This is a genomic window from Bacillus sp. VA15 (assembly GCF_055721145.1).
In genome coordinates this window covers 791,146-816,773 of record NZ_JBVQPQ010000002.1, presented here as the reverse complement: position 1 = coordinate 816,773, position 25,628 = coordinate 791,146, and the positions used below count along the sequence as shown (strand labels likewise).

The window sequence follows — 25,628 nt, the reverse complement described above, 5'->3', positions numbered from 1 at the left end:
AGGAAAAGGAGGAAAAACAGTGGGACAGCAGCATCAATTCCGGCCCGGGCAGAAAGCGCCTAATAACGGTGTCTACGTAGAAATCGGCGAGACGGGGAGCATGGTTAAAAACCCTCAAAAGATCCATCTGTCAGCAGGAGAAATGTTCCCTGAAACATCAAATCACAATCGGCTGTGGACATATAAAAGAAAGCCGTGATCAAGAAAAAACCCAAAACAATAAATGTTTTGGGTTTTTGGCTTTTTAATGCTGGCTTGCATTTTTGTTCATAGGCATGATTTCCGCTAAAACCATGATTAAGACATACAGTACAACAGCAATGACAGATGATGTTTTGAAATTATACGCAGCGCTGTTCATGCTGGCAATCAAGTAGCATGCCATATGTGATAAAAGGAACGTCCAAATAAAGGCAATAATATATCGCACGTTTCCACCTCGTCCTTCTCATTCTATTCTAAAAGTTATCATACCATACAAAAAGCGAAGGGGGAATCCAATTTTAGCAGAAAGTGAGGTGATAAAAGAGTCTAATTCGTCACACTTTAATGGTAAAATATAAAAAACATCAATCAGTATATTAGCCAAAACTGTAAAAGGCTAGGACTTTACCTTATTCGTTTCTTTTCTTTTTACATAAGATAGCGTGAGATGAAGTGTGAAAGGAGGCGGGCAAGCGATGGGAATAACGGAAAGGTACTTTCAATTGGGAACGGAGCATAATGTCATTCATCTGCCCTATCGCCCGAACGGCTTCGGCATCTTTATCTTGGGGGACAGAACCCACTTTGTCGGGAATAATTCAAGCTTTTGGCTTCAGCATTACGGAAGAAATCAGCTTCTGAACATGCTGAGGAATGAAGGATATACTCTTTTTAACAGCAATCTGTTCGGAAGGCATTGGGGTGCGGAAAAAGCGGTCACCTATGCCAAACAGCTGATACATTCCGTGCTAAAGCAGGAAATCCTCAATCCGAAGATTCATATTTTAGCAGAAGGCATGGGTGCTCTCGTGGCCGATGAACTGCTTCGTTTTTCCCCGGATCATATCCGCTCAGCCGCAATGTTGAATCCTTGTCTCGATCTTCAGGCACATTATGAATCAGAGAAAGAAAATAAATTTTTCTATAAGCAATTTTTAAAAGAAGTATCGGAAAGCTACGGAATTTCTGAAAAAGAAGCGGAAGTGCTTCGTTACAAAACCATTGAAAGCTATCCGAGCGGCGTGCCGGTTCATATATGGCAGCGTATGACCGGAGCTCCCTATCCGTACAGCGTACATGCTGAAGTATTCAAGGGAAAACAGCAAAAGCAAGGTTCACCGGTCGACATGACATTTCACTTATTTGAGCATCCAAGCAGAATTTATGCTTCAATCTGCAAATTCTTTCACAGTCATGAAAAAGCGTTATAAAGAATACAATAACAACAGCCTTCTCTTTTGCGGAGGCTGTTTTTTGCTTTGGGAATAGAAAAACCGGAAGGGCGGCAGATGCAATGGAATCAACGCTGATTGTAGGTGCGGACGAATTTTTCGGCCTTTCATTATGCGAGCGAATGATGAATGAAGGCATACATGTTGACGTCATTCTGGCGGAAACAGAAGATGAAATGAGACAAATGTACTTAGAAGAAAGACTCATGTGGCTTGGGAGAAATGGACTCTTTCGCCAGCTTGAACACATTGGAGATCACAAATATGATACAATTTGTATCCAGTTCGGCGGCTTTTTGCCTTTAGACCAATTTGATTCTCCCTATATATTAATATATGAACAAGACCGAAAAGAATGGGAAAAGCGTGAAAAGAAGGGATCAGAAAAAACGGTGATCCTGCCGAAAATGTATGGGCCCTGGAAAGAAGAAATTGAGGTAGACGGCTATTACACAGACGATGTGGCTGACGAGCTGCTGAGATACCTGCTTGAATCAAGCCGCGATAGCAAAGATCAGTTTTTTGATTTGCAAGTCACAGAAAAAACCTCAAAAGAAGAAGCAAAAGCAAAAATTTCCGAGTGGAAAAGACAATTTTCATCAATTTTCGACAAATATTAAGAAATACCTTCCATGTTTCGAGTTTTCTAGATACAATAAACGTATAAAAATGATACATGTTATAGCTTGTCAAAAGGAGTTGAACATGACTTGATCACAAGGCTTGTCATGATCTTTTCTGTCCTCCTTTTATTAAGCGGTTGTGGACAAACTCCGTTTAAAGGAAAAATTGAGAAGGTCGGCATGCTCTTTCCTGATACGATTAATGACCTCGTATGGGGCACAAAAGGGTATAAAGGATTACTGAATATACAATCAAAATATAATGTGGATGTCTACTATAAAGAAGGCGTTAAAACAGATGAAGATATTATAAATGCGATTGAGGATTTTCATAAGCGGGGCGTTAATCTCCTCTATGGCCATGGGAGTGAATATGCAGAGGTGTTTAACTTGGTCAGTGAAGATTATCCAGATATGGAATTCGTCATTTCTAATGCTAAAGCAAAAGCTGATAATGTGACGAGTGTCCATTTCAGCGGCGAAGCAATGGGTTTCTTTGGAGGAATGACAGCTGCCCGTATGTCGAAAACGAATCAGGTCGGCGTGATTGCTTCCTTTACGTGGCAGCCGGAGGTTGACGGTTTTATCAAAGGGGCCAAATATGAAAATCCGAATATAGAAGTAAACACAAAATATACGGATCATTGGGATGATGATACGACAGCAGTAAAGCTTTATCAGAAAATGAAGAACGAAGGCGCGGATGTTGTGTATCCCGCCGGAGATGGGTATAATGTTCCTGTCATTCAGCAAATCAAAAAAGACGGCCTTTATGCCATCGGATACGTCACAGATCAATCGGATCTGGGCGAGAATACCGTATTAACCAGCACGGTGCAAAATGTGGACAAGGCTTATGAAATCATCGCTGAGCAATTCAACAAAGGCACCCTTGAAGGCGGCGATCATTACTACGACCTGAAAACGGGAGTTGTTGAAATGGGAACATTCAGCCCGCTTGTCGATAAAGACTTTCAGCAAAGAATCGCCAAGCTGATCAAAACGTACAACAAAACAGGCGAACTGCCAAAAAACGAGTAATGGAGTGACGTCACATGCAGCACGAAAAATCACTTGAGTTCTTGCAAATTGCCATGAAATATCTGCCTGAAGCGAAAGAACAGCTTGAAAAATCAGGCATTGAGCTGTCGATGGAGGCCATACAGCCGTTTATGAATCTATTTACAACGGTAATGGCGGAAGCTTATGAGCTTGGCAAGTCTGACGCGAAATCTGAAACCGAATAAAAAGAAGCCACTTTTTCGAAAGTGGCTTTTCACTTGATTTTCTTTTTAATAGTGGAAACCATAGGTGCGAGCTCCTTGAGAGCGGGCTTGATTTGATCGAGAGAGTTCATAATCGAACCGATTTGGTTCATAATATACATGTAATCAATCGTCTCTTCTTCGTTTGTCCGGGAAACCTCCTCCTCCACTTCTTCCTTCTCTGGGTTTTGTTTTGCGTTATCGCCGAACATCATCTTTGAAAATATATCCACCTGTATACGCCTCCTTTTCCATATACCATACTGTATGAGTAAGATGAACTGATAGTTTAGACGAATATATTGCCATGTGAAAAAAAATAGGATAGAATTAGTACCTGATACTAATAATTGATCACAACCTGATTGATCTTCTAAATTTACTATATAAAGGAGTCTTCCCTTATGAAAGCTGGAATACTTGGAGTGGGACGTTATATCCCTGAGAAGGTTTTAACAAATCATGATCTTGAAAAAATGGTTGAAACTTCTGACGAGTGGATTCGTACAAGAACAGGAATAGAAGAAAGAAGAATCGCCGCAGACGACGTCTTTTCATCACATATGGCTGTTGCAGCTGCAAAACAAGCGCTTGAACAAGCTGAAGTGGCTGCTGAGGACCTGGATATGATCCTGGTTGCAACTGTTACACCTGATCAGTCATTTCCTACGGTCTCTTGTATGATTCAAGAACAGCTCGGCGCGAAGAAAGCGTGTGCTATGGATATCAGCGCGGCTTGTGCTGGCTTTATGTACGGGGTTGTCACCGGTAAACAATTTATTGAATCCGGAACGTACAAACATGTCCTTGTTGTCGGTGTAGAAAAGCTCTCAAGCATTACAGACTGGGAAGACCGCAACACAGCCGTTCTGTTTGGTGACGGAGCTGGCGCTGCGGTAGTCGGACCAGTCAGTGATGACAGAGGGATCCTTTCATTTGAACTTGGAGCAGACGGCACAGGCGGTCAGCACTTGTATCTCAATGAAAAACGACATACAATCATGAATGGACGAGAAGTTTTTAAATTTGCAGTCCGCCAAATGGGAGAATCATGTGTTAATGTCATCGAAAAAGCCGGACTTTCAAAAGAAGACGTCGACTTTTTGATTCCGCATCAGGCGAACATCCGCATCATGGAAGCTGCACGTGAGCGTTTGGAGCTTCCTGTCGAAAAGATGTCTAAAACCGTTCATAAATATGGAAATACTTCTGCCGCATCCATTCCGATTTCTCTCGTAGAAGAATTGGAAGCCGGTAAAATCAAAGATGGCGATGTGGTCGTCATGGTAGGATTCGGCGGAGGATTAACTTGGGGCGCCATTGCAATACGCTGGGGCCGATAAAAAAAGGTGAGAGGTGCACACAAGATGAGTAAAAAAAGAGTAGTTGTTACAGGGCTCGGAGCATTGTCTCCGCTTGGCAACGATGTCGATACAAGTTGGAATAACGCAATCAACGGTGTGTCCGGAATCGGTCCGATCACTCGTGTTGATGCTGAAGAATATCCGGCAAAAGTAGCCGCTGAATTGAAAGACTTCAATGTTGAAGATTATATGGATAAAAAAGAAGCTAGAAAAATGGACCGTTTTACACAATATGCGGTTGTGGCTGCAAAAATGGCGGTTGAAGACGCAGATCTTAAGATTACGGATGAGATCGCGCCAAGAGTCGGTGTTTGGGTAGGTTCCGGCATCGGAGGACTAGAAACACTAGAGTCTCAATTTGAAATCTTCTTAACAAAAGGACCGAGACGGGTTAGCCCGTTTTTCGTGCCAATGATGATTCCTGATATGGCGACAGGCCAGATTTCTATTGCATTAGGAGCAAAAGGGGTTAACTCTTGTACCGTTACAGCATGTGCTACAGGAACGAACTCTATCGGTGACGCGTTTAAAGTCATTCAGCGCGGCGATGCAGACGTTATGGTCACAGGCGGAACAGAAGCGCCGCTGACTAGAATGTCATTCGCGGGCTTCAGTGCCAACAAAGCGCTGTCTACTAATCCAGATCCGAAAACAGCGAGCCGCCCGTTCGATAAAAACCGTGATGGCTTTGTCATGGGTGAAGGTGCAGGGATTATCGTTCTTGAAGAGCTTGAGCATGCTCTGGCACGCGGCGCAAAGATTTACGGAGAAATTGTCGGCTATGGCTCAACAGGAGACGCTTATCATATCACAGCGCCGGCACAAGACGGTGAAGGCGGAGCGAGAGCGATGCAAGAAGCCATTAAAGATGCGGGCATCGCGCCTGAAGAAATTGATTATATCAATGCTCACGGGACAAGCACGTATTACAACGACAAATACGAAACAATGGCGATTAAAACTGTATTCGGCGAGCATGCGCATAAACTTGCGGTAAGCTCTACAAAATCGATGACAGGCCACCTCTTAGGAGCAGCTGGCGGTATTGAAGCGATTTTCTCTGTGCTTGCCATTAAAGAAGGTATGATCCCGCCGACAATCAATATTCAAACACCTGATGAAGAATGCGATTTAGATTATGTGCCAGATGAAGCCCGCAGACAGGATCTCAATTATGTTCTCAGCAACTCATTGGGATTCGGCGGACACAATGCAACATTAATCTTTAAGAAATACCAATCATGATCACGCCAAACCGGCTGCCCCTAAAGGGTAGCCGGTTTTTTTTGTGCGCATAGAATAAAAAGGGGAGGCGATCACATGAGTGTGGAACAAACACATAGCTGGCTCGGGAAGGCTGCTTCAATAGATGATTTGGCCCATTACATTGTCCCGCTTTTTTCAGGTGTGGAGAAAAAGAACTGGAAAGGCATTCTGGGACACCTTCAGCATCATGGGATGTTTAAAAACATAAAAGAGGGCATTCAGACTGCTTCCAAGCTGAAAGAAAAAGGTTTTTACGAGCATATTCAAAAGGAAGAACAGTACCTCAAAAACAAATGGCATGGTCCTGATGTACCAATTGTCACGCTGCCGGTTGATGAACGAAACAAGAGAATTCGTTTAGAATTCGGATCAAAATCAGGACTCGCCTTTCAAGACAAAATGTTCCTCTTTCTCTCGTCAAATTTAGATTTTGCATCGGTATCTGCTCTGATAACACATGAATATCACCACGTTTGCCGGTTAGATCATCTGACGAAAGAGGAAAAGGATGTCACATTACTTGATACAATCATCATGGAAGGGCTGGCAGAATATGCTGTTTATGAGAGGTTCGGCCGAAGTCAAACGGCTGAATGGACGTCTTGGTATACGCCGGAGCAGCTGCAAGCTTTATACGACAAAAAGATTGCGCCCCACCAGGATATCAAACGGGACAATCGATTATTCTCACAGCTGTTATTCGGCAAAGGATATCAGCCCAAAATGCTTGGATACGCAGTCGGATTCAATATTGTAAAAAAATATTTAACTGCCAACAAAGCAAACACGGCAGACGGGCTGTCCATCCCTGCCGAAACCTTTTTGAATGCAACGCTTTAAAAGAATAAAATAATGGAATTTCGTTAATAATATTACATTTATCCTAAAAAATTCTTGATTTTGCAAAATGATTGTAATAATATACAACTATAAAATTTTTCGATAATTCAATATTATTTATTATTTCTGAATAAAGGGATTGCTTTCTCTTGAAAACGTTTGACAAGAGGGGGGAAAGGGGAGCTAGCATGAGCACACTTTTAGAAGTGAATAATTTAAAGACTTATTTTTTCAGGAAAAAGGAGCCGATCCCTGCGGTTGACGGAGTCGATTTTCACATCAGCAAAGGCGAAACCGTCGCGCTTGTAGGTGAATCGGGCTCGGGAAAAAGCATTACTTCTTTATCAATTATGGGCCTTGTCCAAAGCTCAGGCGGAAAAATCATGGACGGCTCTATTAAACTCGAAGACAAAGACCTCACCTCGTTCACTGAAAACGACTATTGCAAAATCCGCGGAAACGAAGTATCCATGATCTTTCAGGAACCAATGACCTCCCTGAATCCGGTGTTAACAATCGGAGAACAAATTACCGAAGTGCTGATTTACCATAAAAACATGAAGAAAAAAGAAGCTCGCCAAAAAGCTGTTGAACTCTTGCAGATGGTCGGTTTCTCCCGGGCCGAGCAAATGATGAAGGAGTACCCGCACCGGCTGTCCGGCGGAATGAGACAGAGGGTGATGATTGCCATCGCACTCAGCTGTAATCCTAAACTGCTCATTGCCGATGAACCGACGACAGCACTGGATGTGACAATACAAGCCCAAGTTTTGGAGCTCATGAAAGATCTCTGCCAGAAGTTCAACACGTCGATACTTCTCATCACACACGACTTAGGTGTCGTATCGGAAGCAGCCGACAGAGTGATTGTCATGTACTGCGGACAAGTCGTGGAAAACGCCACCGTTGACGACTTATTTTTAGAGCCGCTTCATCCTTATACAGAAGGCCTGCTTACGTCGATTCCCGTCATAGATGGAGAGATTGATAAATTAAATGCGATTAAAGGAAGCGTGCCGACACCAGATAATCTGCCGCCGGGGTGCCGATTTGCCCCAAGGTGCCCGAAAGCCATGGATAAATGCTGGACAAATCAGCCTTCGCTTTTGACGCACAAAAGCGGAAGAACGGTGAGATGCTTTTTATATGAGGAAGAGGGTGCCGAACAATCATGACAGCAGCTAATCAAGAAACAATCTTAGAGCTTCGTGACGTAAAAAAATACTTCCCGATCCGCTCAGGCCTTTTTCAAAGAAAAGTAGGCGATGTTAAAGCGGTGGATGGTGTTTCATTTTCGTTAAAAAAAGGAGAAACACTCGGAATCGTTGGAGAGTCCGGCTGCGGGAAATCGACTGCCGGCAGGACGATGATCAGGCTGTACAAACCGACAGAAGGCCAAATCCTTTTTAAAGGACAGGATATTTCCAACCTGTCAGAGGAGAAGCTGCGGAAAAGCGTCCGCAAAAATATTCAAATGGTGTTCCAAGATCCATTTGCCTCGTTGAATCCAAGAAAGACGCTGCGTTCCATCATAAAGGAGCCGTTTAATACGCACCACATGTATACGATGCATGAACGAAACGAGAAAGTCGAAGAACTGCTTGCGAGAGTAGGCCTTCACCCGTCGTTTGCCAGCCGTTATCCCCATGAATTTTCCGGCGGACAGCGTCAGCGGATCGGCATCGCCAGAGCGCTCACTTTGAATCCAGAACTGATCATCGCAGATGAACCAGTTTCCGCACTTGATGTATCAATTCAGGCTCAAGTTATTAACTTAATGGAAGAATTGCAGGAAGAATTTAATCTGACGTATCTATTTATCTCTCATGATCTTAGTGTCGTCCGCCATATCAGCGATAGAGTCGGAGTGATGTATCTTGGCAAAATGATGGAACTGACCGGCAAGCATGAGCTTTACGACAATCCGCTCCATCCGTATACCCAAGCTCTTTTATCGTCCGTTCCGGTTACAAGAAGAAAAGGGTCTGTCAAACGTGAACGCATCGTCCTGAAGGGAGAACTGCCGAGTCCGGCCAATCCGCCAAAAGGCTGCGTTTTCCACACAAGATGTCCTGTTGCAAAGCCGATATGCAAGGAACAAATACCAGAATTCAAAGAAGCTGCTCCCAGCCATTTTGTGGCTTGTCACCTTTATAGCTAATTGTTGCCCGCACAGCTTTGAGAGGGGGTATGCACACTACATAAACAACAGCTGAGAGGAACGAACATTTCAAAAGGGGGAATATCTAATGAAAAGACGGAAAACCGCACTGATGATGCTAAGTGTATTGATGGTTCTGGCCATCTTTTTATCGGCCTGCTCGGGATCAAAATCGAGCAGCAGCAGCGAGAAAAAATCAAACGGAAAACCTCAGCAAGGCGGGGATTTGGTTGTTGGCTCAATCGGAGCGCCAACACTTTTCAACTCATTATATTCAACTGATGAATCGAGTACAGATATTGAACAAATGATTTACAGTTTTTTAACGAAAACAGATGAAAATTTAAATGTCAAAATGTCACTGGCAGAAAGTGTGAAAGAGCTGGATGGCGGACTGAAATATGACGTGAAAATCAAAAAAGGCGTTAAGTTCCATGACGGAGAAGAGCTGACTGCCGATGATGTTGTCTTTACGTACAGCATTCCATTGAATAAGGATTACAAAGGAGAGCGCGGCTCTAACTTTGAAATGCTGAAATCGGTAGAGAAAAAGGGAGATTACGAGGTTTTATTTACCCTGAAATACAAAGATCCTAACTTCTATAATAATACGTTAGACAGCTATGGGATTCTGCCGGAGCACATTTTAAAAGATGTACCGGTTGCAGAGCTTGAGGATAATGACTTTAATAGAAAAAATCCAATCGGCTCAGGGCCTTTCAAATTTAAAGAATGGAAAGACGGCCAATACGTCAAGCTCGTTGCCAATGATGACTACTATGACGGACGCCCGTATTTAGACAGTGTCACGTATAAAATCATTCCGGACGCCAATGCAGCGGTTGCCCAGCTTCAAGCCGGTGATATCGATTTCTTTAACGTGCCGTCAACTGACTATAAGACAGCTGAATCGTTTAATAATGTCAAAGTCGTAACAGACTTGGCGCTGAGCTACTCATATATCGGCTGGAATGAGAAAAACGAGCTCTTTAAAGATAAAAAAGTACGCCAGGCACTCACCACCGCGTTAGACCGTGAAACTATGGTGCAAACTGTATTGGATGGAGACGGGGAAGTCGCTTATATTCCGGAAAGCCCGGCTTCTTGGAACTATCCGAAAAACGTAGAAGTGCCTAAATTTAAATACAACGTGAAAAAAGCGAAGAAGATGCTGAAAGAAGCCGGCTGGGAAGATACTGACGGTGACGGCATCTTAGATAAAGACGGTAAAAAGTTTGAGTTTACTCTGAAAACGAACCAAGGAAATAAAGTGCGTGAGGATATTGCTGTTGTTGTTCAAGAGCAGCTCAAAAAAGTCGGTATTAAAGTAACGCCGCAAATCGTTGAATGGAGTGCGTTAGTAGAACAGACAAGTGCCCCTAATTGGGACTATGACGCAATGGTGTTAGGCTGGAGCCTGTCCACGTTCCCGGATCACTATGATATCTTCCATTCTAGCCAGTCTGAAAAAGGCTTAAATAACATGTGGTACAAAAACCCTGAAGTTGATAAGCTTCTCAAAGATGCAAAATCAATCAGCGACCGTGATGAATACTCAAAAGCCTACGAAAAGATTTACCAAAAACTTGCTGAAGATCAGCCATATACCTTCCTTTATTATCCGAACAACCATATGGCGATGCCAGCTAACTTAGAGGGTTATGTGTATCATCCGAAACGTACACTATATCAGATTGAAAAATGGTGGCTTGCCCAATAATTTTCCCTTGCAGGGGAGGGAGTGCGTTTCCTTCCCCTTCTATATTGATAAAGAACCACAAAGGGGACAAGAATATGGTTACATATATCATTCGAAGAACTTTAGCTTCAATTCCTATCTTATTAGGAATTACAATTTTGTCTTTTGTCATTATGAAAGCGGCTCCCGGAGATCCGATGACGCTTATGATGGACCCTACCATCAGCCAGGCAGACAGAGCGCAGTTTATTGAAAAATACGGCCTGAATGACCCGGAATACGTTCAATATTTAAAATGGCTCGGCAATATGGTTCAAGGGGATTTCGGAACGTCCATTATCAGAAAAGGAACGCCTGTTTCAGAGCTGATTATAGCAAGGCTGCCTAATACACTCCTCCTAATGCTGGTGTCGACGATATTGGCGCTGATCATTTCAATCCCATTTGGTGTGATTTCTGCTAAAAAACCTTATTCAAAACTGGATTATGGCATTACATTTACTTCATTTATCGGTTTAGCCATTCCGAACTTTTGGTTCGGTCTGATTTTAATTATGGTGTTTGCTGTGAACCTCGGCTGGTTCCCGACAGGGGGAGTCGCTACTCTTAACACGGATTTTAGCTTATTAGACCGGATTCATCATTTGTTATTACCCGCATTTGTGTTAGCTACGGCAGATATGGCTGGCTTAACGAGATACACAAGGTCAAATATGCTTGATGTGTTAAATCAAGACTATATCCGAACAGCCAGATCAAAAGGCTTTAAAGAAAATCGCGTGCTATTTAAGCATGGCTTGCGGAATGCGCTATTGCCTGTTATTACGATCTTCGGTTTAATGATTCCCTCCTTTATCGGCGGAGCGGTTGTCGTAGAGCAGATTTTCACTTGGCCGGGGTTAGGAAAGCTGTTTGTCGATTCGGCATTCCAGCGTGATTATCCGGTTATTATGGCAATGACCGTGATTTCGGCAGTGCTTGTCGTGGTCGGAAACCTCATTGCGGACATCCTTTACGCGATTGTTGATCCGCGGATCGAATATTAAGAGGAGGGAAACAGAGATGTCAGAGTTGCAAACAACTCCCTCGACGGAGATCAGACTGAAAGAAAACATTTCGAAAAAACCAGATACGATGACCAAGATCTTCTGGGAAAAATTCTCGAAAAACAAGCTGGCCATTCTAGGTGCCGTCATTCTGTTTATCATTATTATGTCGGCTGTTTTCGCTCCCTTGATTGCACCTTACCCCCAGGAGCAACAAAGCTTGCTTGATAAGTATAAAGCACCGGGCCTTGAACATCTGATGGGAACCGATAAATTCGGCCGTGATATTTTCAGCCGGATCTTGTATGGGGCGCGTGTCTCTTTGTTGGTTGGTTTTGCGTCTGTAGTCGGTTCGATTTTGATCGGAACAGTTTTAGGGGCGTTAGCTGGGTATTTCAGAGGAATAGCCGATGCTGTCATTATGCGTCTGGTCGACATTGTATTATCCATTCCTGATATCTTCTTACTGATCACGCTGGTCACCGTCTTCAAGCCAGGTGTGGACAAACTAATTTTAATTTTCTGTCTTACAGGCTGGACCACGACAGCGCGGTTAGTAAGGGGAGAATTCTTGTCGCTTCGTTCAAGAGAATATGTTCTCGCCGCTAAAACAATTGGGACAAAGACGAACAAAATTATTTTTTCGCATATCCTGCCAAATGCATTAGGGCCGATTATCGTCTCGGCGACGCTGAAAGTAGGATCTGTCATTCTGGCTGAATCAGCGTTAAGCTACTTGGGGTTCGGAATCCAGCCGCCAATCGCAAGCTGGGGAAACATGCTTCAAGACGCACAAAATTTCACAGTAATGATTCAAGCATGGTGGTACCCGTTATTTCCCGGGCTATTCATTTTAATTACCGTTTTATGCTTCAACTTTGTCGGTGATGGTCTGCGGGATGCATTGGATCCAAAAAATATTAAATAAAAATGAAAATAATATCTGGTATAAAATATAACAAAATCATAAGAAAAGCAGATCTCTTTTTGTCAGAAAATATACAAAGAGATCTGCTTTTTGTGATTTTTACATAAACCCAGCGATTCCAGATTTCCTCAATCTCTTTGGAATAATTTCTCTGTCCCTTGCCTATACTGTGGACAACAGTTTTTATAAAAGTGAGGGGTTAGAGATGTTATTTCTTCATGATGTGTGGGTCAATTGGTTTGAAGGGGAAGAAAATGGCTACAATGTATGCCACTTTCACGAATGGCGCAAGGAAGATACGGTTGAGCTTTTGGATCAGGTGCCGCTGTTAAGGGTGCCGTCGGTACTGTTTCATTACATAGAAAACGATTTGTCTGAGCTTCCGAAAGGTTTGCTTGACGACGTACATCAGAAATCGTACATTCGGAAAAATCATGAGCGGACAAAGCTTGAGTATTGTTTTGTTGTAACAGACGGAATCGGCATTTTGGCTGTCGACACGATCGGCTACACGATCCCTGTCAGAAAAAGCCGTTTGATCCCAAGGCAGGAGCAGCTCGTTTATGAAATGGTAAAAGATGTAGAGCCTGAAACATATGAATTTGAGCCAAAGAAGCTGGAATCCTCTAAAGAATATCACATTTTATCATTAGCACCAGAGCACGTCAGAGGGCTGACAAGAAAAGAACGGCAAATCAAGCAGCTGATGTTTATGGCGCTGGACCAATTAAAAGGGCTGAAAAACCGCGCTGAAATCGGCTACTGGTACACAGAGTGGAACCCGCATATGTACGAACAAATCAAACGGATGAGCTTTGAAGAGATTTGGGACATGCTGTATAACGAAACAATTGAAGGCTGGTCGGACAAGCATCTGGCATTTTGCGAAAACCTGATAAAAGGACAGCCTTTTTTCGAAAAGCTATGGGAAATGGAAAATGAATCAAAGGTAAACTAAAAAAACCGCTCTTTGCAAAGAGCGGTTTTTTGATTAGCGTCTTTTTCGGCCAAGGCCCATGGCGTTCTCCATTTTTTTTAGCATTTTGTTCGCTGTCCGGTTTGCCCGTTCCGCGCCTTCATCGAGAATCCGGTCTAATTCATCAGATTCAATTAGTTCATGATAGCGGTCCTGGATCGGTTTTAGTGCGTTAACCACGACTTCTGCCAAATCACCTTTAAACTCGCCGTAGCCTTTCCCTTCGTACTTTGCTTCAAGCTCTTCAATTGTCGTATTACCGAGGATTGAATAAATCGTAAGAAGGTTGGAAACGCCTGGTTTGTTTTCCTTATCAAATTTTACAATGCCTTCAGAATCTGTCACAGCGCTTTTGATTTTCTTTTCAAGAAGCTTCGGTTCATCCAGTAATGTAATATAAGCTTTCTGGTTCGGATCGGATTTGCTCATTTTCTTCAGCGGATCATTCAGAGACATGATGCGTGCGCCGACTTTTGGAATTTTCACTTCCGGAACCGTAAAGATGTCGTTATATTTTTTGTTGAAGCGTTCTGCGAGATTTCGCGTCAGCTCAAGGTGCTGCTTTTGATCCTCGCCGACAGGCACAAGATCTGTTCCATACAGCAGAATATCAGCGGCCATCAGCGGCGGGTATGTTAACAGGCCGGAGACAACAGCTTCATTGCCTTTGGATTTGTCTTTAAATTGGGTCATCCGTTCAAGCTCGCCGATATACGCGACACACTGCATCATCCATCCGGCCTGTGCATGCGCGGGAACCTCTGACTGAATAAACAATGTTGCTTTTTCTGGATCAAGTCCGACAGCTAAGTAAAGCGCCGCCAGACTGCGGATATTCTTTCTTAGCTGAAGTCGGTCTTGAGGCACGGTTATCGCATGCTGATCCACGATGCAAAAATAGCTGTTATAATCATGCTGCAGTTCGACAAACTGCTTCATTGCACCGATATAGTTGCCGAGCGTAACGGAGCCGCTTGGCTGAATGCCTGAAAAAATCGTTTGTTTCATGAAAACATCAACCTCATTTCTTAAAACATAATAAAAAAGGCCCATTCTTCCCCTATAAAAAAGGGACGAATGAACCGTGGTACCACCCTGATTATTCCATTAAAATGGAATCACTCTGACGTTTGTAACGGAGACTGCTCCGGCTGAGCCTACTTTTTCGGTTTCGGTCAGCTGCTCCAAAGTCCATTCCACATTGCCCGTTATCTGCTCCCAGCACCGCAGACTCTCTTCAAACGGGTGAAATGTGTACTACTCTTTTTCATAGCACGCTTTTCTTTTGATTGCTTCATTATAAATCAATTATAACCAATTGTCATCATGAAAAAACATTCTTTTTTCCAGTAACATTGTAAAGATATAAATACCACTGGTGCTGTAAAACCCCTAAATGATAACTGCTATCAGCGTGAAAACAGCTAGATATTATATGTAAAAAGCAATATGGATAGAAAACTTATCAAATAGTTTTTAATCAATTTATGCTTTAAATGGTAGAAGGATATTATGTTCGTGGAAGAAAAACTAACGAAGTTCAAATATTTTAAATTGATAAAATAATATTGCAATAAATTATTTGTTTCATTATAATGAACTTGTTCACTCTATTGTTACAGCTTTTTTACAAAAATAATCAGAAAAGACGGAACAGAATAAAAGTTATGGAAACTCAGGTTCATTTGTCTGATATTTCTGAGGATTTAGCCGTAAGGAGCTGAAAAATTATTATTAGGGGGTTTGCGATAATGAAAAAGCGTTGGTCGATTGTCACGTTGATGCTCATTTTCACTCTCGTGCTGAGCGCATGCGGCTTTGGCGGCAGCGGATCAAACGGTGAAGGGAAAAAGGACAGTAAAGGAAAGACGACACTTAATATTAATATTAAAACTGAGCCGTTCTCCTTACATCCGGGATTGGCAAATGATTCAGTATCAGGCGGTGTCATCCGTCAGACTTTTGAAGGATTGACACGTATCAATGCAGATGGTGAGCCTGAAGAAGGCATGGCTTCTAAAATTGAAACGAGCAAAGATGGAAAGACATATACATTTACAATTCGTGATGGTGTGAAATGGTCTAATGGTGACCCTGTAACAGCACAAGATTTTGAATATGCTTGGAAATGGGCACTAGATCCTAATAACGAATCACAATACGCTTACCAGCTTTACTACATAAAAGGTGCTGAAGCGGCGAATACCGGCAAAGGCAGCCTTGATGATGTGGCAGTAAAAGCTGTAAATGACAAAACGCTAAAGGTTGAATTAAATAACCCGACTCCATATTTCACTGAATTAACAGCGTTCTATACGTATATGCCGATCAACAAGAAAATTGCAGAGAAAAATAAAAAATGGAACACAAATGCCGGAGATGATTATGTATCGAACGGACCGTTCAAAATGACGGCATGGAAACACAGCGGTTCTATCACTCTTGAAAAAAATGATCAGTATTGGGATAAAGACAAAGTCAAACTGAAGAAAATCAGTATGGTTATGATCAACAATAACAATACTGAACTGAAAAAATTCCAAGCTGGCGAACTTGATTGGGCCGGTTTGCCGCTCGGACAGCTTCCGACAGAATCTCTTCCTACCCTGAAAAAAGACGGTTCTTTACATGTTGAGCCGATGGCAGGTGTCTATTGGTACAAATTCAACACTGAAGCTAAGCCGTTAGACAATGTAAATATCCGTAAAGCATTATCTTATGCGATTGATCGTCAATCGATTGTTAAAAACATTACGCAAGGTGAACAAATCCCGGCAATGGCTGCGGTGCCACCGACAATGAAGGGATTTGAGGATAACAAAGAAGGCTACTTCAAAGACAACGATGTCAAAACGGCAAAAGAATATCTTGAAAAAGGCCTGAAAGAAATGGGCTTAAGCAAGGCATCTGACCTTCCGAAAATCAAATTGTCTTATAACACTGATGATGCACATGCGAAAATCGCTCAAGCCGTGCAAGAAATGTGGAAGAAAAATTTAGGCGTGAATGTTGAGCTTGATAACTCAGAATGGAATGTATATATTGATAAGCTTCACAGCCAAGATTATCAAATCGGCCGTATGGGTTGGCTTGGCGACTTTAACGATCCTATTAACTTCCTCGAGTTGTTCCGTGACAAAAACGGAGGTAATAACGATACTGGCTGGGAAAATCCAGAATTCAAAAAGCTTCTGAATCAGTCACAAACTGAAACTGATCCAACAAAACGTGCAGAGCTGCTGAAAAAAGCAGAAGGTATTTTCATTGATGAAATGCCTGTAGCGCCAGTTTATTTTTATACGATTCCTTGGGTGCAAGACGAAAATCTGAAAGGAACCATCATTACTGGAACCGGAGAAATTTATTTCAGAAACTCGTACTTTCAATAAGTCTTATTTGTGAAAACAAAAACCTCAAGGTATATGGGGACCTATTTCCCATATACCTTTCTTACTGAAAGAGTATAAAAATGTAAAAATCATGGAGGTGTTCCCCCTTGCTAAAATATATCGGAAGACGCTTAGTCTATATGATTATCACATTATTTGTGATTGTAACTGTGACATTCTTCTTAATGCAGGCAGCACCGGGTGGGCCATTTTCAGGTGAGAAAAAGCTTCCGCCTGAAATCGAAGCAAACTTAAATGCGCATTACGGCTTGGACAAGCCGCTGTTTGTACAATACGTCAGTTATTTGAAATCAGTTGCAATGTGGGATTTCGGACCGTCATTTAAATATAAAGGTCAGAGTGTTAACGACCTAATCAGTTCAGGTTTCCCCGTTTCATTCACTCTTGGAGCAGAAGCTATTCTCCTCGCTTTAGCGTTAGGTGTATTGTTTGGGGTCATAGCAGCCCTTTACCATAATAAGTGGCAGGATTATACCGTCGCGATTTTAACGATATTTGGCATTTCAGTTCCGAGCTTTATCATGGCGGCTGTTCTGCAATATGTGTTCTCCATGAAGCTTGATCTGTTTCCTGTCGCGGGTTGGGAGTCCTGGGCATACACCTTTTTGCCTTCAATCGCACTTGCTTCCATGCCGATGGCGTTTATTGCCAGACTTTCTCGTTCAAGCATGATCGAAGTGTTAAACAGTGATTATATTCGCACAGCGAAAGCAAAAGGGCTGTCCCGTCCAGCAGTTACAGTGCGGCACGCCATTCGAAACGCGCTTTTGCCAGTCGTTACATACATGGGCCCGATGGCAGCGCAGGTCTTAACGGGAAGCTTTATTATTGAGTCCATCTTTGGTATCCCGGGGCTTGGTGCACAACTTTGTAAACAGTATTACAAACCGTGATTATACAGTCATTATGGGTGTAACGGTGTTCTTCAGTGTCATCTTGCTATTGTGTGTATTAATCGTAGACGTGTTATATGGCATTATTGATCCAAGAATCAAGCTTTCAAAAGCAAAGAAAGGAGCCTAGGCCATGCAAAACATTCCAAAAAACCTGTTTGAACCAGCCGCAGCGAATGCCGGCGATGCAGAAAAAATAAGTAAAAAGAGCCTTTCCCTCTGGAAAGATGCGATGCTTCGCTTCCGCAGCAATAAGCTTGCAATGGTCGGGCTTATCATTATTGTACTCATTATCCTTATGGCAATTTTTGCGCCAATGTTCTCAAGATACGATTATTCAACTACTAATCTCTTAAATGCGGATAAGCCGCCTTCAAAAGATCACTGGTTCGGAACAGATGATCTTGGACGGGATATTTTCGTCCGTACTTGGGTAGGTGCGCGAATCTCAATCTTTATCGGTGTTGCAGCCGCTGTTCTTGATTTGCTGATCGGTGTGATTTGGGGAAGCATTTCAGGCTTCCGCGGAGGCAGAACGGATGAAATTATGATGCGTATCGCTGATATCCTTTGGGCAGTTCCTTCATTATTAATGGTCATCTTACTGATGGTTGTGCTTCCGAAAGGGCTATTTACGATTATTATTGCCATGACAATTACGGGCTGGATTAATATGGCCAGAATCGTGCGTGGACAAGTGCTGCAGCTGAAGAATCAGGAGTATGTGCTTGCTTCACAGACACTTGGTGCAAAAACATCCCGTCTGCTGTTTAAACATATCGTGCCAAACGCAATGGGTTCCATTTTGGTCACGATGACATTGACAGTTCCGACTGCGATTTTCACAGAAGCCTTTTTAAGCTATTTGGGACTTGGTGTTCCGGCTCCGCTGGCAAGCTGGGGAACGATGGCTTCTGACGGATTGCCTGCATTGACCTATTATCCGTGGCGTCTATTCTTCCCTGCCGGTTTCATCTGCATTACGATGTTTGGCTTTAACGTTGTCGGCGACGGATTAAGAGACGCATTGGATCCTAAGTTACGTAAATAAGGGAGTGATACGGGTGACACGCCTATTAGAAGTAAAAGATTTAGCGATTTCATTTAAAACATATGGCGGAGAAGTTCAGGCGATCCGCGGAGTGAATTTCCATCTGGATAAAGGAGAAACGCTGGCCATTGTCGGAGAATCAGGTTCCGGAAAAAGTGTGACCTCTCAAGCGATCATGAAGCTGATTCCAATGCCTCCGGGTTATTTCAAACGAGGTGAGATCTTGTTTGAAGGAAAGGATCTGGTGCCGCTGTCCGAAAAAGAGATGCAAAATGTCCGGGGAAAAGAGATCGGGATGATATTCCAGGATCCGATGACCTCTTTAAATCCGACGATGAAGGTCGGCAAACAAATTACGGAAGTGCTTTTTAAACACGAGAAAATTTCAAAGGAAGCGGCTAAAAAACGCGCGGTTGAACTGTTGGAATTAGTCGGTATCCCGATGCCGGAAAAGCGGGTTAACCAATTTCCGCACGAATTTTCAGGCGGGATGAGGCAGCGGGTTGTCATCGCCATGGCGCTTGCGGCGAATCCGAAGCTTCTGATCGCCGATGAGCCGACCACTGCTCTTGATGTAACGATTCAAGCGCAAATTCTGGAATTGATGAAGGATTTGCAAAAGAAAATTGACACGTCCATCATCTTTATCACACACGATCTTGGTGTTGTGGCTAACGTTGCTGACCGGGTCGCTGTCATGTACGCGGGACAGATTGTAGAAACCGGTACGGTAGACGAGATTTTCTACGATCCGAGACATCCGTATACGTGGGGGCTTCTTGCATCCATGCCGACACTGGAAAGTTCAGGAGAAGAACAGCTGACTGCAATTCCAGGCACGCCGCCTGATTTGACAAACCCGCCAAAAGGAGATGCTTTTGCGCTGCGGAGCTCTTACGCGATGAAAATCGATTTTGAACAGGAGCCGCCAATGTTTAAGGTGTCCGATACTCATTATGTAAAATCGTGGCTGCTTCATCCGGACGCGCCAAAGGTAGAGCCGCCTGAAGCGGTAAAAGCGAAAATGCGTAAACTGGCAAATACCTATGAAAAACCTGTCTTAGTGAGAGAAGGTGAATGAATTGAGTGAGAAACTATTAGAAATCAAACATTTAAAACAGCACTTTGTCACGCCAAAAGGAACGGTTAAGGCTGTAGACGATTTATCATTTGATATCTATAAAGGTGAAACATTAGGGCTGGTTGGTGAATCTGGCTGCGGTAAATCGACAACAGGCCGAAGCATTATTCGGCTATACGAAGCGACCGATGGTGAGGTGCTGTTCAACGGCGAAAATGTGCACGGGAAAAAATCGCGGAAAAAGCTGCTGGAATTCAACCGCAAAATGCAGATGATTTTCCAAGATCCATATGCATCCCTAAATCCGAGAATGACAGTTGCTGATATTATTGCTGAAGGCCTCGATATTCATAAGCTGGCGAAAACGAAAAAAGAGCGGATGCAGCGGGTCCACGAGCTCTTGGAAACAGTCGGTTTAAACAAGGAACACGCGAACCGTTATCCGCATGAATTTTCCGGCGGCCAGCGCCAAAGAATCGGGATTGCCAGAGCTCTCGCTGTAGATCCGGAATTCATTATCGCAGATGAGCCAATTTCCGCTTTGGATGTATCCATTCAAGCGCAGGTCGTGAATTTAATGAAAGAACTGCAAAAAGAAAAAGGGCTCACATACCTGTTTATTGCCCACGATTTATCGATGGTCAAATACATCAGCGACCGCATTGGAGTCATGTATTTCGGGAAACTGGTTGAACTTGCTCCGGCAGATGAGCTTTATGAAAATCCGCTTCACCCGTATACAAAATCATTGCTTTCTGCGATTCCGCTTCCTGATCCGGACTATGAGAGAAATCGCGTCCGCCAGAAATACGATCCGTCCGTCCATCAATTAAAAGATGGGGAAACGATGGAATTCCGTGAAGTCAAACCGGGACATTTTGTGATGTGCACGGAGGCAGAATTTAAAGCTTATTCATGAATCAAAAATCCTTCAAGAGATTTCTCTTGAAGGATTTTTTTCATAATCATAGAAAGTGAGAGTGATAACATTTACAATTAGAGGAAAAAGCGGAGGCGAAATACGATTCAATTTCTGCATAACAAAAATGTTTTTGCGCTATTACTGTCTCAATCTCTTCAATCTTTAGCAGGAGTTCTTGTCACAATCGTATTAATGGTCAGGGTCTATCAAATGACTGACTCCGTCTTTTTGGCGGGTCTTGTTTTATCATTCATGTCGTTTGCGAGTATAGCGGCAAGCTTTTGCATTTCCCCAGTGCTTCGCAATCTCGGTTTTAAAAAGGTGCTTGCGGGTGCAAATCTGCTGAGAGCGGTCTTTACAATACTGATGGCTTTTAGCGTCAGTCATCACGAACAGGTTTTCTTTTGGATAACGCTGCTGTTTGTCTTCTGTTTTTCCTTCGCGGGCGCCTTTTTTCAGCCGGCAAGATTCGCGCTGCTGCCGATTATTGTTCCAAAAGAGCAATATGTAAAAGCGAACGGTGTGATCTCCCTCTCGAATCAATTGTTTTTAACAGCAGGCTGGGGCCTTGGCGGCCTTCTGACGTATGCCGTACCTTTTGAACTCGTTGTCGGTGCAGCCATTTGCTTGTTTGTTCTTTCGGGAGCTTCCCTCATTGTGCTTCATATAAATGAAAAAACGACTGATGGAATAGCTGAAAAAGCATCTGCCAAAAGTATATGGAAGGATTTAATGATGATCCCTATTGTAAGAGACATTACTCTAATGGACATGTTAGAAGCTTTGGCGGGTTCTGTTTGGTCGTCTGCTATTCTTCTCGCATTTACTGCGGCTGTTTTGCATGAAACAGAGGTGTGGTGGGGGATGTTTAACGCTTCTTATTTTATAGGTGCGATTGTCGGCAGTGTGATTGCCATTCGTTTTTCTGCTTTTTTTGAGCGGAACATGGGCTACGCTATTATTTTCTGCTCGCTTGTGATGGCGGTGCTGACCCTTCTGTTCTCATTTTCTCCAATCCCGTTTTTATGTGCTCTGGCTTGTGCTGCAATGGGGCCTTTTTATCAGGTGCGTGATATTTGCCAGGAAACCTTGCTGCAAGAGGTCATTCCCAAGCAGAAGCGTATCGGGATCATGGCTGCCAAAAATGCGATTTTGACTCCTTGGTCAGGCGTCACCTACTCCATTATGGGGCTCATGGCTGATGCTGCGGGTGCGAAAACAGCTTTTATCGCGGCAGCTGCATTATATATCATGACGTTTCTTATTGCACTGGTGCAGCCCCGCCTGCTTCAGTACAAGCAGGAAAGCCAAGCTTAATGAAAGCTTTTTACATACACTTCAAAATGAACGGAGCATCTGACTCCGTTTTTTGCTGAAAAAAAATGAAACCATGGCGGAAGTTTGTACGTCTTTATAGATGTAAAGCTGTTTAAACAATATGAAATGGGGTATATCTAAAAGTATGAAGACAATGAACTCATAAGGAGCAAATCAATGAACTGGTATGAAAAGCTTAGCGAGTACTTTCCAATTGAAGAAATGAAATCAAAAGCGCATATGGAAGCTCTTCTGAAAGAGCGGAGCGATATTTATCATAAAGATGAAGGCAAACATCATATCTTAATGTTTGCGGAATTCGATTCTTTTATCTTCGTTGATTATCTGTATGTGTCTAAGGATGCAAGAGGGCAGGGGCTTGGCGGCAAATTGATCGCGAAGCTGAAAAAGAAAAATAAGCCGATATTGCTCGAGGTGGAGCCTGTGGATGAAGATGATACTGATACAGAAAAACGCCTGAGGTTTTATCAAAGAGAGCATTTCAAACATGCTCAGTCAATTGGGTACCGGCGCCGGTCATTGGCTACGAATGAAGTAAACAAGATGGAGATTCTGTACTGGTCACCGAAAACAGAATCAGAAGAAGAAATTCTTGAAGCCATGAAACAGACATATGAAAACATTCATACTTATAAAGATGAGAAATGGTACGGGGAATCGTACGAAAAAACAGATGAGGTCCTGAAACTCATTGATGAAGAAAAACAAAAAAATATTTTCGATCAGTTAAGCTAATTGAGAATTAGAACATATCATTAAAATTAAAAATTTGCCGGATTGACACATTTTTTTCTTAGGATACTGTTCACACTTACTTTTTTATAGTATAATACCTATAAAGATTCCTTTTTTAGAGTAATTTCAATTTAAGAATAAAATAGATGTTCATCCTACTAATTAGAGGAGTGAAGATGAATGGTTACACTATACACATCACCAAGCTGTACTTCATGCAGAAAGGCGAGAGCGTGGCTTGAAGAGCACGATATTCCATTTGAAGAAAGAAACATTTTCTCTGAGCCTTTATCAATTGATGAAATAAAACAAATTCTTCGAATGACTGAGGACGGAACAGATGAAATCATCTCAACCCGTTCAAAAGTATTCCAAAAACTGAATGTGAACGTTGAATCTATGCCGCTGCAAGATTTGTACCGCTTGATCAACGAGCACCCAGGTTTGCTTCGCCGTCCGATTATCATCGACGAAAAACGTTTGCAGGTCGGATACAACGAAGACGAAATTAGACGTTTCCTGCCAAGAAAAGTCCGCTCTTTCCAATTAAGAGAAGCACAGCGTTTGGCAAACTAATAGATCGTATCATCAAAAGAAGGCTGAGTGATCAGCCTTCTTTTTTAGATAGTTGACAAAATCCAAAAACGGTTTTTTGTTTTAGGATTTTGTTACCTTTTCAGTTCAGCGTGATTGAAAACCTTTGAAGTCTAGGAAGGCCGAGCATTGGAGCACAACGAATATGTTTATTCGTGAGCACCGACGCACAGGTCTGACAACGAATGCGAAGGTTTGTCGACACGCTGAAAGAAGGCTGAGTGATCAGCCTTCTTTTATTTTTCCACCTGCTGATAATAAATACTCGCCAGGATGACAAACGCGACCGTTAAAATGGGGAGGAGCGTTTCGACTGTGCCGTGCTGCGCCATAAAAAAAGACAGCTTTTTGTCCCTGACAATCATTTCTCCTCCTGTATAAGCAAGCAGACCGCTTCCCGCGTAAATCAGAACCGGTATTTTCTCAAGTGCGATGTGGATGAGTTTGCTGCCCCAAATTATAACCGGCACCGATACACACAAACCTATGACCACGAGAGAAAACTCACCGTGTGACGCTCCCGCAACTGCTATGACGTTATCCAGCGACATAAAGAGATCTGCAAGCACAATCGTTCGTATCGCTCTCCACAGGGAGGTGCTGCTTTTGATGTGCTGCGTGTCTTTTTTTTCAATCAGCAGCTGATATCCTAAATACAGCAGGAAAATTCCGCCGGCGCACTGCAAGAACGGAATGTTCAAAAGGTATACCGCTGCGCTTGTTAATCCGATTCTCATGGCAACGGCGATAAATGTTCCGAGAATAATGGCTTGCTGTCTTTGCTTGTCCGGCAAATTTCTGCTAGCCATGGCAATGACGACCGCATTATCTCCGCCGAGGATCAGGTCGATCCCAACAATAACAAGCAGAGAAATCAGATAGTCATGCTCCATGATCGGCACCTCGCTTTCGTTCCATCGCTTGTACTACTACTATATGAGACAGGTCATATTTTATGATATGAGCCGCAGATCTGCCGTTTTTTAGGTGAAGGTGCATTTTTATTTCTTTTGTGACTGTTTTATCATAAAATAGAAATACAAAGGAATTCACACTGGCCTTGCATCAAGGTTAAGATGTGGACGGAATGGGTAAAGTGTAGTAAAGTACTATTAATCGGGAGCTTAGATGTCCCTTCAACATCTTATATAGAAGGGAAGGTTGGCAAATGGAAATTGAAAGAATTAACGAGCATACAGTAAAATTTTATATGTCTTACGGAGATATTGAAGATCGCGGTTTTGACAGAGAAGAAATTTGGTATAACCGTGAGCGCAGTGAAGAACTTTTCTGGGAAGTCATGGATGAAGTTCATGAGGAAGAGGAATTTGCTGTGGAAGGCCCTCTTTGGATTCAAGTTCAGGCACTGGACAAAGGATTAGAAATCATCGTCACAAAAGCCCAGCTTTCCAAAGACGGACAAAAGCTCGAACTGCCGATTCCTGAGGATAAAAAGCAAGAACCAGCATCTGAGGATCTTGACGCCTTGCTGGATGATTTCCAGAAAGAAGAGCAAGCCGTCAATCAGGAAGAGAAGGTGCAAAAGCTTCAATTTGTCTTGCGGTTTGGCGATTTTGAGGATGTTATTTCTCTATCTAAATTGAACGTTAACGGAAGCAAAACGACTTTATATTCGTTTGAGAACCGATATTATTTATATGTAGATTTTGGCAATATGACTGATGAAGAGGTTGAAAATCAGCTAAGCATCCTGTTGGAGTACGCAAATGAATCCTCAATCAGCATACACCGTCTTGAAGAGTACGGCAAGCTGATTATTTCAGAGCATGCTCTGGAAACGATAAAAAAACACTTTGCATCATAGCAAACCGATTTCTTTCCGGAAATCGGTTTTTTTTATGCAATGAAATGCTATGTTTGAGACGTGAAAAATCAAAAACATACATACAAGAGAAAATACGGCGAACAGGAGTTGATCATCTTTTCCAGAAAGTATACCTCATCTGGAAAGGAGAGATGACAATTGTTTAGTGCTGTGA

Annotated in this window: 27 protein-coding genes, 2 pseudogenes and 1 other annotated feature; of the genes and pseudogenes, 24 read left to right on the top strand and 5 right to left on the bottom strand. The window is 42.8% G+C overall.

What is annotated here, in order from left to right:
• Positions 1 to 19: 19 nt before the first annotated feature.
• Positions 20 to 199, top strand: coding sequence for a YjzC family protein (locus AC0DBE_RS09210; protein WP_003224549.1), 180 nt, complete (start codon positions 20 to 22; stop codon positions 197 to 199).
• Between the two features lie 45 nt (positions 200 to 244).
• Here AC0DBE_RS09210 and AC0DBE_RS09205 read toward each other — a convergent pair whose 3' ends face one another.
• Positions 245 to 430 carry a YjzD family protein gene (locus tag AC0DBE_RS09205; protein ID WP_003224551.1) on the bottom strand — a complete coding sequence of 62 codons (186 nt, stop codon included), beginning with the start codon at positions 428 to 430 and terminating at the stop codon, positions 245 to 247.
• Between the two features lie 250 nt (positions 431 to 680).
• Between AC0DBE_RS09205 and AC0DBE_RS09200 the strand changes: the two genes are divergently transcribed.
• The 4 genes from AC0DBE_RS09200 (at position 681) to comZ (ending at position 3,306) form a co-directional block, all read left to right on the top strand.
• Positions 681 to 1,415, top strand: coding sequence for a hypothetical protein (locus AC0DBE_RS09200; protein WP_014113354.1), 735 nt, complete (start codon positions 681 to 683; stop codon positions 1,413 to 1,415).
• Between the two features lie 83 nt (positions 1,416 to 1,498).
• Complete coding sequence (locus AC0DBE_RS09195; protein ID WP_061188355.1) at positions 1,499 to 2,056, top strand: hypothetical protein; 558 nt, start codon at positions 1,499 to 1,501, stop codon at positions 2,054 to 2,056.
• Between the two features lie 90 nt (positions 2,057 to 2,146).
• Positions 2,147 to 3,100, top strand: coding sequence for a transcriptional regulator Med (med, locus tag AC0DBE_RS09190; protein ID WP_061188356.1), 954 nt, complete (start codon positions 2,147 to 2,149; stop codon positions 3,098 to 3,100).
• A gap of 14 nt (positions 3,101 to 3,114) precedes the next feature.
• Positions 3,115 to 3,306 (top strand): ComG operon transcriptional repressor ComZ, encoded by a 192-nt coding sequence (gene comZ, locus AC0DBE_RS09185; RefSeq protein WP_003224559.1) that lies wholly within the window; start codon positions 3,115 to 3,117, stop codon positions 3,304 to 3,306.
• A gap of 29 nt (positions 3,307 to 3,335) precedes the next feature.
• Here comZ and yjzB read toward each other — a convergent pair whose 3' ends face one another.
• Positions 3,336 to 3,563, bottom strand: coding sequence for a spore coat protein YjzB (gene yjzB / locus AC0DBE_RS09180; protein ID WP_472961954.1), 228 nt, complete (start codon positions 3,561 to 3,563; stop codon positions 3,336 to 3,338).
• 165 nt (positions 3,564 to 3,728) lie between these two features.
• Here yjzB and fabH point away from each other — a divergent pair, with 165 nt between their 5' ends.
• From fabH to AC0DBE_RS09135, 9 genes are all read left to right on the top strand, one after another.
• Positions 3,729 to 4,667: a beta-ketoacyl-ACP synthase III gene (fabH, locus tag AC0DBE_RS09175; RefSeq protein WP_014113357.1), complete on the top strand. Its 939-nt coding sequence runs from the start codon at positions 3,729 to 3,731 to the stop codon at positions 4,665 to 4,667.
• A gap of 24 nt (positions 4,668 to 4,691) precedes the next feature.
• Entirely contained in the window at positions 4,692 to 5,933 is a 1,242-nt protein-coding gene (gene fabF / locus AC0DBE_RS09170) for a beta-ketoacyl-ACP synthase II (RefSeq protein WP_014113358.1), read from the top strand.
• 75 nt (positions 5,934 to 6,008) lie between these two features.
• On the top strand, positions 6,009 to 6,794 hold the full coding sequence (locus AC0DBE_RS09165) for a DUF2268 domain-containing putative Zn-dependent protease (RefSeq protein WP_268392651.1): 786 nt from the start codon (positions 6,009 to 6,011) through the stop codon (positions 6,792 to 6,794).
• Between the two features lie 188 nt (positions 6,795 to 6,982).
• Positions 6,983 to 7,969: an oligopeptide ABC transporter ATP-binding protein AppD gene (gene appD, locus AC0DBE_RS09160; RefSeq protein WP_061188358.1), complete on the top strand. Its 987-nt coding sequence runs from the start codon at positions 6,983 to 6,985 to the stop codon at positions 7,967 to 7,969.
• On the top strand, positions 7,966 to 8,955 hold the full coding sequence (gene appF / locus AC0DBE_RS09155) for an oligopeptide ABC transporter ATP-binding protein AppF (protein WP_061188359.1): 990 nt from the start codon (positions 7,966 to 7,968) through the stop codon (positions 8,953 to 8,955). The genes appD and appF overlap by 4 nt, the downstream gene beginning before the upstream one ends.
• A gap of 88 nt (positions 8,956 to 9,043) precedes the next feature.
• Positions 9,044 to 10,675, top strand: coding sequence for a peptide-binding protein (locus tag AC0DBE_RS09150; RefSeq protein WP_472961873.1), 1,632 nt, complete (start codon positions 9,044 to 9,046; stop codon positions 10,673 to 10,675).
• A gap of 74 nt (positions 10,676 to 10,749) precedes the next feature.
• Positions 10,750 to 11,700 (top strand): ABC transporter permease, encoded by a 951-nt coding sequence (locus AC0DBE_RS09145; protein WP_024120910.1) that lies wholly within the window; start codon positions 10,750 to 10,752, stop codon positions 11,698 to 11,700.
• A gap of 16 nt (positions 11,701 to 11,716) precedes the next feature.
• Positions 11,717 to 12,628 (top strand): oligopeptide ABC transporter permease AppC, encoded by a 912-nt coding sequence (gene appC / locus AC0DBE_RS09140; RefSeq protein WP_472961870.1) that lies wholly within the window; start codon positions 11,717 to 11,719, stop codon positions 12,626 to 12,628.
• A 205-nt stretch (positions 12,629 to 12,833) separates the two neighbouring features.
• Positions 12,834 to 13,586 (top strand): YjbA family protein, encoded by a 753-nt coding sequence (locus AC0DBE_RS09135; RefSeq protein WP_014113365.1) that lies wholly within the window; start codon positions 12,834 to 12,836, stop codon positions 13,584 to 13,586.
• Positions 13,587 to 13,619: 33 nt separating this feature from the next.
• Here AC0DBE_RS09135 and trpS read toward each other — a convergent pair whose 3' ends face one another.
• A complete protein-coding gene (gene trpS / locus AC0DBE_RS09130; RefSeq protein ID WP_003224581.1) occupies positions 13,620 to 14,612 on the bottom strand; it encodes a tryptophan--tRNA ligase in 993 nt (330 codons plus the stop codon).
• 58 nt (positions 14,613 to 14,670) lie between these two features.
• Positions 14,671 to 14,884 (bottom strand) — a binding site (T-box leader).
• Positions 14,885 to 15,355: 471 nt separating this feature from the next.
• Here trpS and oppA point away from each other — a divergent pair.
• The 8 genes and pseudogenes from oppA (at position 15,356) to spx (ending at position 23,610) form a co-directional block, all read left to right on the top strand.
• Positions 15,356 to 16,993, top strand: coding sequence for an oligopeptide ABC transporter substrate-binding protein OppA (gene oppA / locus AC0DBE_RS09125; protein WP_014113367.1), 1,638 nt, complete (start codon positions 15,356 to 15,358; stop codon positions 16,991 to 16,993).
• Positions 16,994 to 17,100: 107 nt separating this feature from the next.
• Positions 17,101 to 18,037, top strand: a pseudogene (gene oppB / locus AC0DBE_RS09120) (oligopeptide ABC transporter permease OppB).
• 3 nt (positions 18,038 to 18,040) lie between these two features.
• Positions 18,041 to 18,958 carry an oligopeptide ABC transporter permease OppC gene (gene oppC, locus AC0DBE_RS09115; RefSeq protein ID WP_014113369.1) on the top strand — a complete coding sequence of 306 codons (918 nt, stop codon included), beginning with the start codon at positions 18,041 to 18,043 and terminating at the stop codon, positions 18,956 to 18,958.
• 4 nt (positions 18,959 to 18,962) lie between these two features.
• Entirely contained in the window at positions 18,963 to 20,039 is a 1,077-nt protein-coding gene (gene oppD / locus AC0DBE_RS09110) for an oligopeptide ABC transporter ATP-binding protein OppD (RefSeq protein ID WP_072182805.1), read from the top strand.
• Between the two features lies 1 nt (position 20,040).
• Positions 20,041 to 20,958, top strand: a complete 918-nt coding sequence (gene oppF, locus AC0DBE_RS09105) for an oligopeptide ABC transporter ATP-binding protein OppF (protein WP_014113371.1) — start codon at positions 20,041 to 20,043, stop codon at positions 20,956 to 20,958.
• Positions 20,959 to 21,063: 105 nt separating this feature from the next.
• On the top strand, positions 21,064 to 22,278 hold the full coding sequence (locus AC0DBE_RS09100) for an MFS transporter (RefSeq protein WP_472961952.1): 1,215 nt from the start codon (positions 21,064 to 21,066) through the stop codon (positions 22,276 to 22,278).
• Positions 22,279 to 22,455: 177 nt separating this feature from the next.
• Positions 22,456 to 23,034: a GNAT family N-acetyltransferase gene (locus tag AC0DBE_RS09095; RefSeq protein WP_003224597.1), complete on the top strand. Its 579-nt coding sequence runs from the start codon at positions 22,456 to 22,458 to the stop codon at positions 23,032 to 23,034.
• Positions 23,035 to 23,214: 180 nt separating this feature from the next.
• Positions 23,215 to 23,610: a transcriptional regulator Spx gene (gene spx / locus AC0DBE_RS09090; RefSeq protein WP_003239281.1), complete on the top strand. Its 396-nt coding sequence runs from the start codon at positions 23,215 to 23,217 to the stop codon at positions 23,608 to 23,610.
• A 254-nt stretch (positions 23,611 to 23,864) separates the two neighbouring features.
• On the opposite strand, the gene AC0DBE_RS09085 is transcribed toward spx, so the two are convergent.
• Positions 23,865 to 24,521, bottom strand: a complete 657-nt coding sequence (locus AC0DBE_RS09085; protein ID WP_041905005.1) for a TerC family protein — start codon at positions 24,519 to 24,521, stop codon at positions 23,865 to 23,867.
• Between the two features lie 183 nt (positions 24,522 to 24,704).
• Here AC0DBE_RS09085 and AC0DBE_RS09080 point away from each other — a divergent pair, with 183 nt between their 5' ends.
• Positions 24,705 to 24,830, top strand: coding sequence for a hypothetical protein (locus tag AC0DBE_RS09080; RefSeq protein WP_120698858.1), 126 nt, complete (start codon positions 24,705 to 24,707; stop codon positions 24,828 to 24,830).
• Entirely contained in the window at positions 24,797 to 25,453 is a 657-nt protein-coding gene (mecA, locus tag AC0DBE_RS09075) for an adaptor protein MecA (RefSeq protein WP_472961863.1), read from the top strand. Before AC0DBE_RS09080 ends, mecA begins: the two co-directional genes overlap by 34 nt.
• On the opposite strand, the pseudogene AC0DBE_RS09070 reads toward mecA, so the two are convergent.
• Positions 25,448 to 25,569, bottom strand: a pseudogene (locus AC0DBE_RS09070) (hypothetical protein). The gene mecA and the pseudogene AC0DBE_RS09070 sit on opposite strands and share 6 nt — an antisense overlap.
• Positions 25,570 to 25,628: the final 59 nt, after the last annotated feature.

Coding starts and splice junctions, on each gene's coding strand:
- AC0DBE_RS09200 (WP_014113354.1), top strand. CDS start 681: ATGGGAATAACGGAAAGGTACTTTCAATTGGGAACGGAGCATAATGTC.
- AC0DBE_RS09195 (WP_061188355.1), top strand. CDS start 1,499: ATGGAATCAACGCTGATTGTAGGTGCGGACGAATTTTTCGGCCTTTCA.
- comZ (WP_003224559.1), top strand. CDS start 3,115: ATGCAGCACGAAAAATCACTTGAGTTCTTGCAAATTGCCATGAAATAT.
- fabH (WP_014113357.1), top strand. CDS start 3,729: ATGAAAGCTGGAATACTTGGAGTGGGACGTTATATCCCTGAGAAGGTT.
- fabF (WP_014113358.1), top strand. CDS start 4,692: ATGAGTAAAAAAAGAGTAGTTGTTACAGGGCTCGGAGCATTGTCTCCG.
- AC0DBE_RS09165 (WP_268392651.1), top strand. CDS start 6,009: ATGAGTGTGGAACAAACACATAGCTGGCTCGGGAAGGCTGCTTCAATA.
- appD (WP_061188358.1), top strand. CDS start 6,983: ATGAGCACACTTTTAGAAGTGAATAATTTAAAGACTTATTTTTTCAGG.
- appF (WP_061188359.1), top strand. CDS start 7,966: ATGACAGCAGCTAATCAAGAAACAATCTTAGAGCTTCGTGACGTAAAA.
- AC0DBE_RS09150 (WP_472961873.1), top strand. CDS start 9,044: ATGAAAAGACGGAAAACCGCACTGATGATGCTAAGTGTATTGATGGTT.
- AC0DBE_RS09145 (WP_024120910.1), top strand. CDS start 10,750: ATGGTTACATATATCATTCGAAGAACTTTAGCTTCAATTCCTATCTTA.
- appC (WP_472961870.1), top strand. CDS start 11,717: ATGTCAGAGTTGCAAACAACTCCCTCGACGGAGATCAGACTGAAAGAA.
- AC0DBE_RS09135 (WP_014113365.1), top strand. CDS start 12,834: ATGTTATTTCTTCATGATGTGTGGGTCAATTGGTTTGAAGGGGAAGAA.
- trpS (WP_003224581.1), bottom strand. CDS start 14,612: ATGAAACAAACGATTTTTTCAGGCATTCAGCCAAGCGGCTCCGTTACG.
- oppA (WP_014113367.1), top strand. CDS start 15,356: ATGAAAAAGCGTTGGTCGATTGTCACGTTGATGCTCATTTTCACTCTC.
- oppC (WP_014113369.1), top strand. CDS start 18,041: ATGCAAAACATTCCAAAAAACCTGTTTGAACCAGCCGCAGCGAATGCC.
- AC0DBE_RS09095 (WP_003224597.1), top strand. CDS start 22,456: ATGAACTGGTATGAAAAGCTTAGCGAGTACTTTCCAATTGAAGAAATG.
- spx (WP_003239281.1), top strand. CDS start 23,215: ATGGTTACACTATACACATCACCAAGCTGTACTTCATGCAGAAAGGCG.
- AC0DBE_RS09085 (WP_041905005.1), bottom strand. CDS start 24,521: ATGGAGCATGACTATCTGATTTCTCTGCTTGTTATTGTTGGGATCGAC.
- AC0DBE_RS09080 (WP_120698858.1), top strand. CDS start 24,705: ATGTGGACGGAATGGGTAAAGTGTAGTAAAGTACTATTAATCGGGAGC.
- mecA (WP_472961863.1), top strand. CDS start 24,797: ATGGAAATTGAAAGAATTAACGAGCATACAGTAAAATTTTATATGTCT.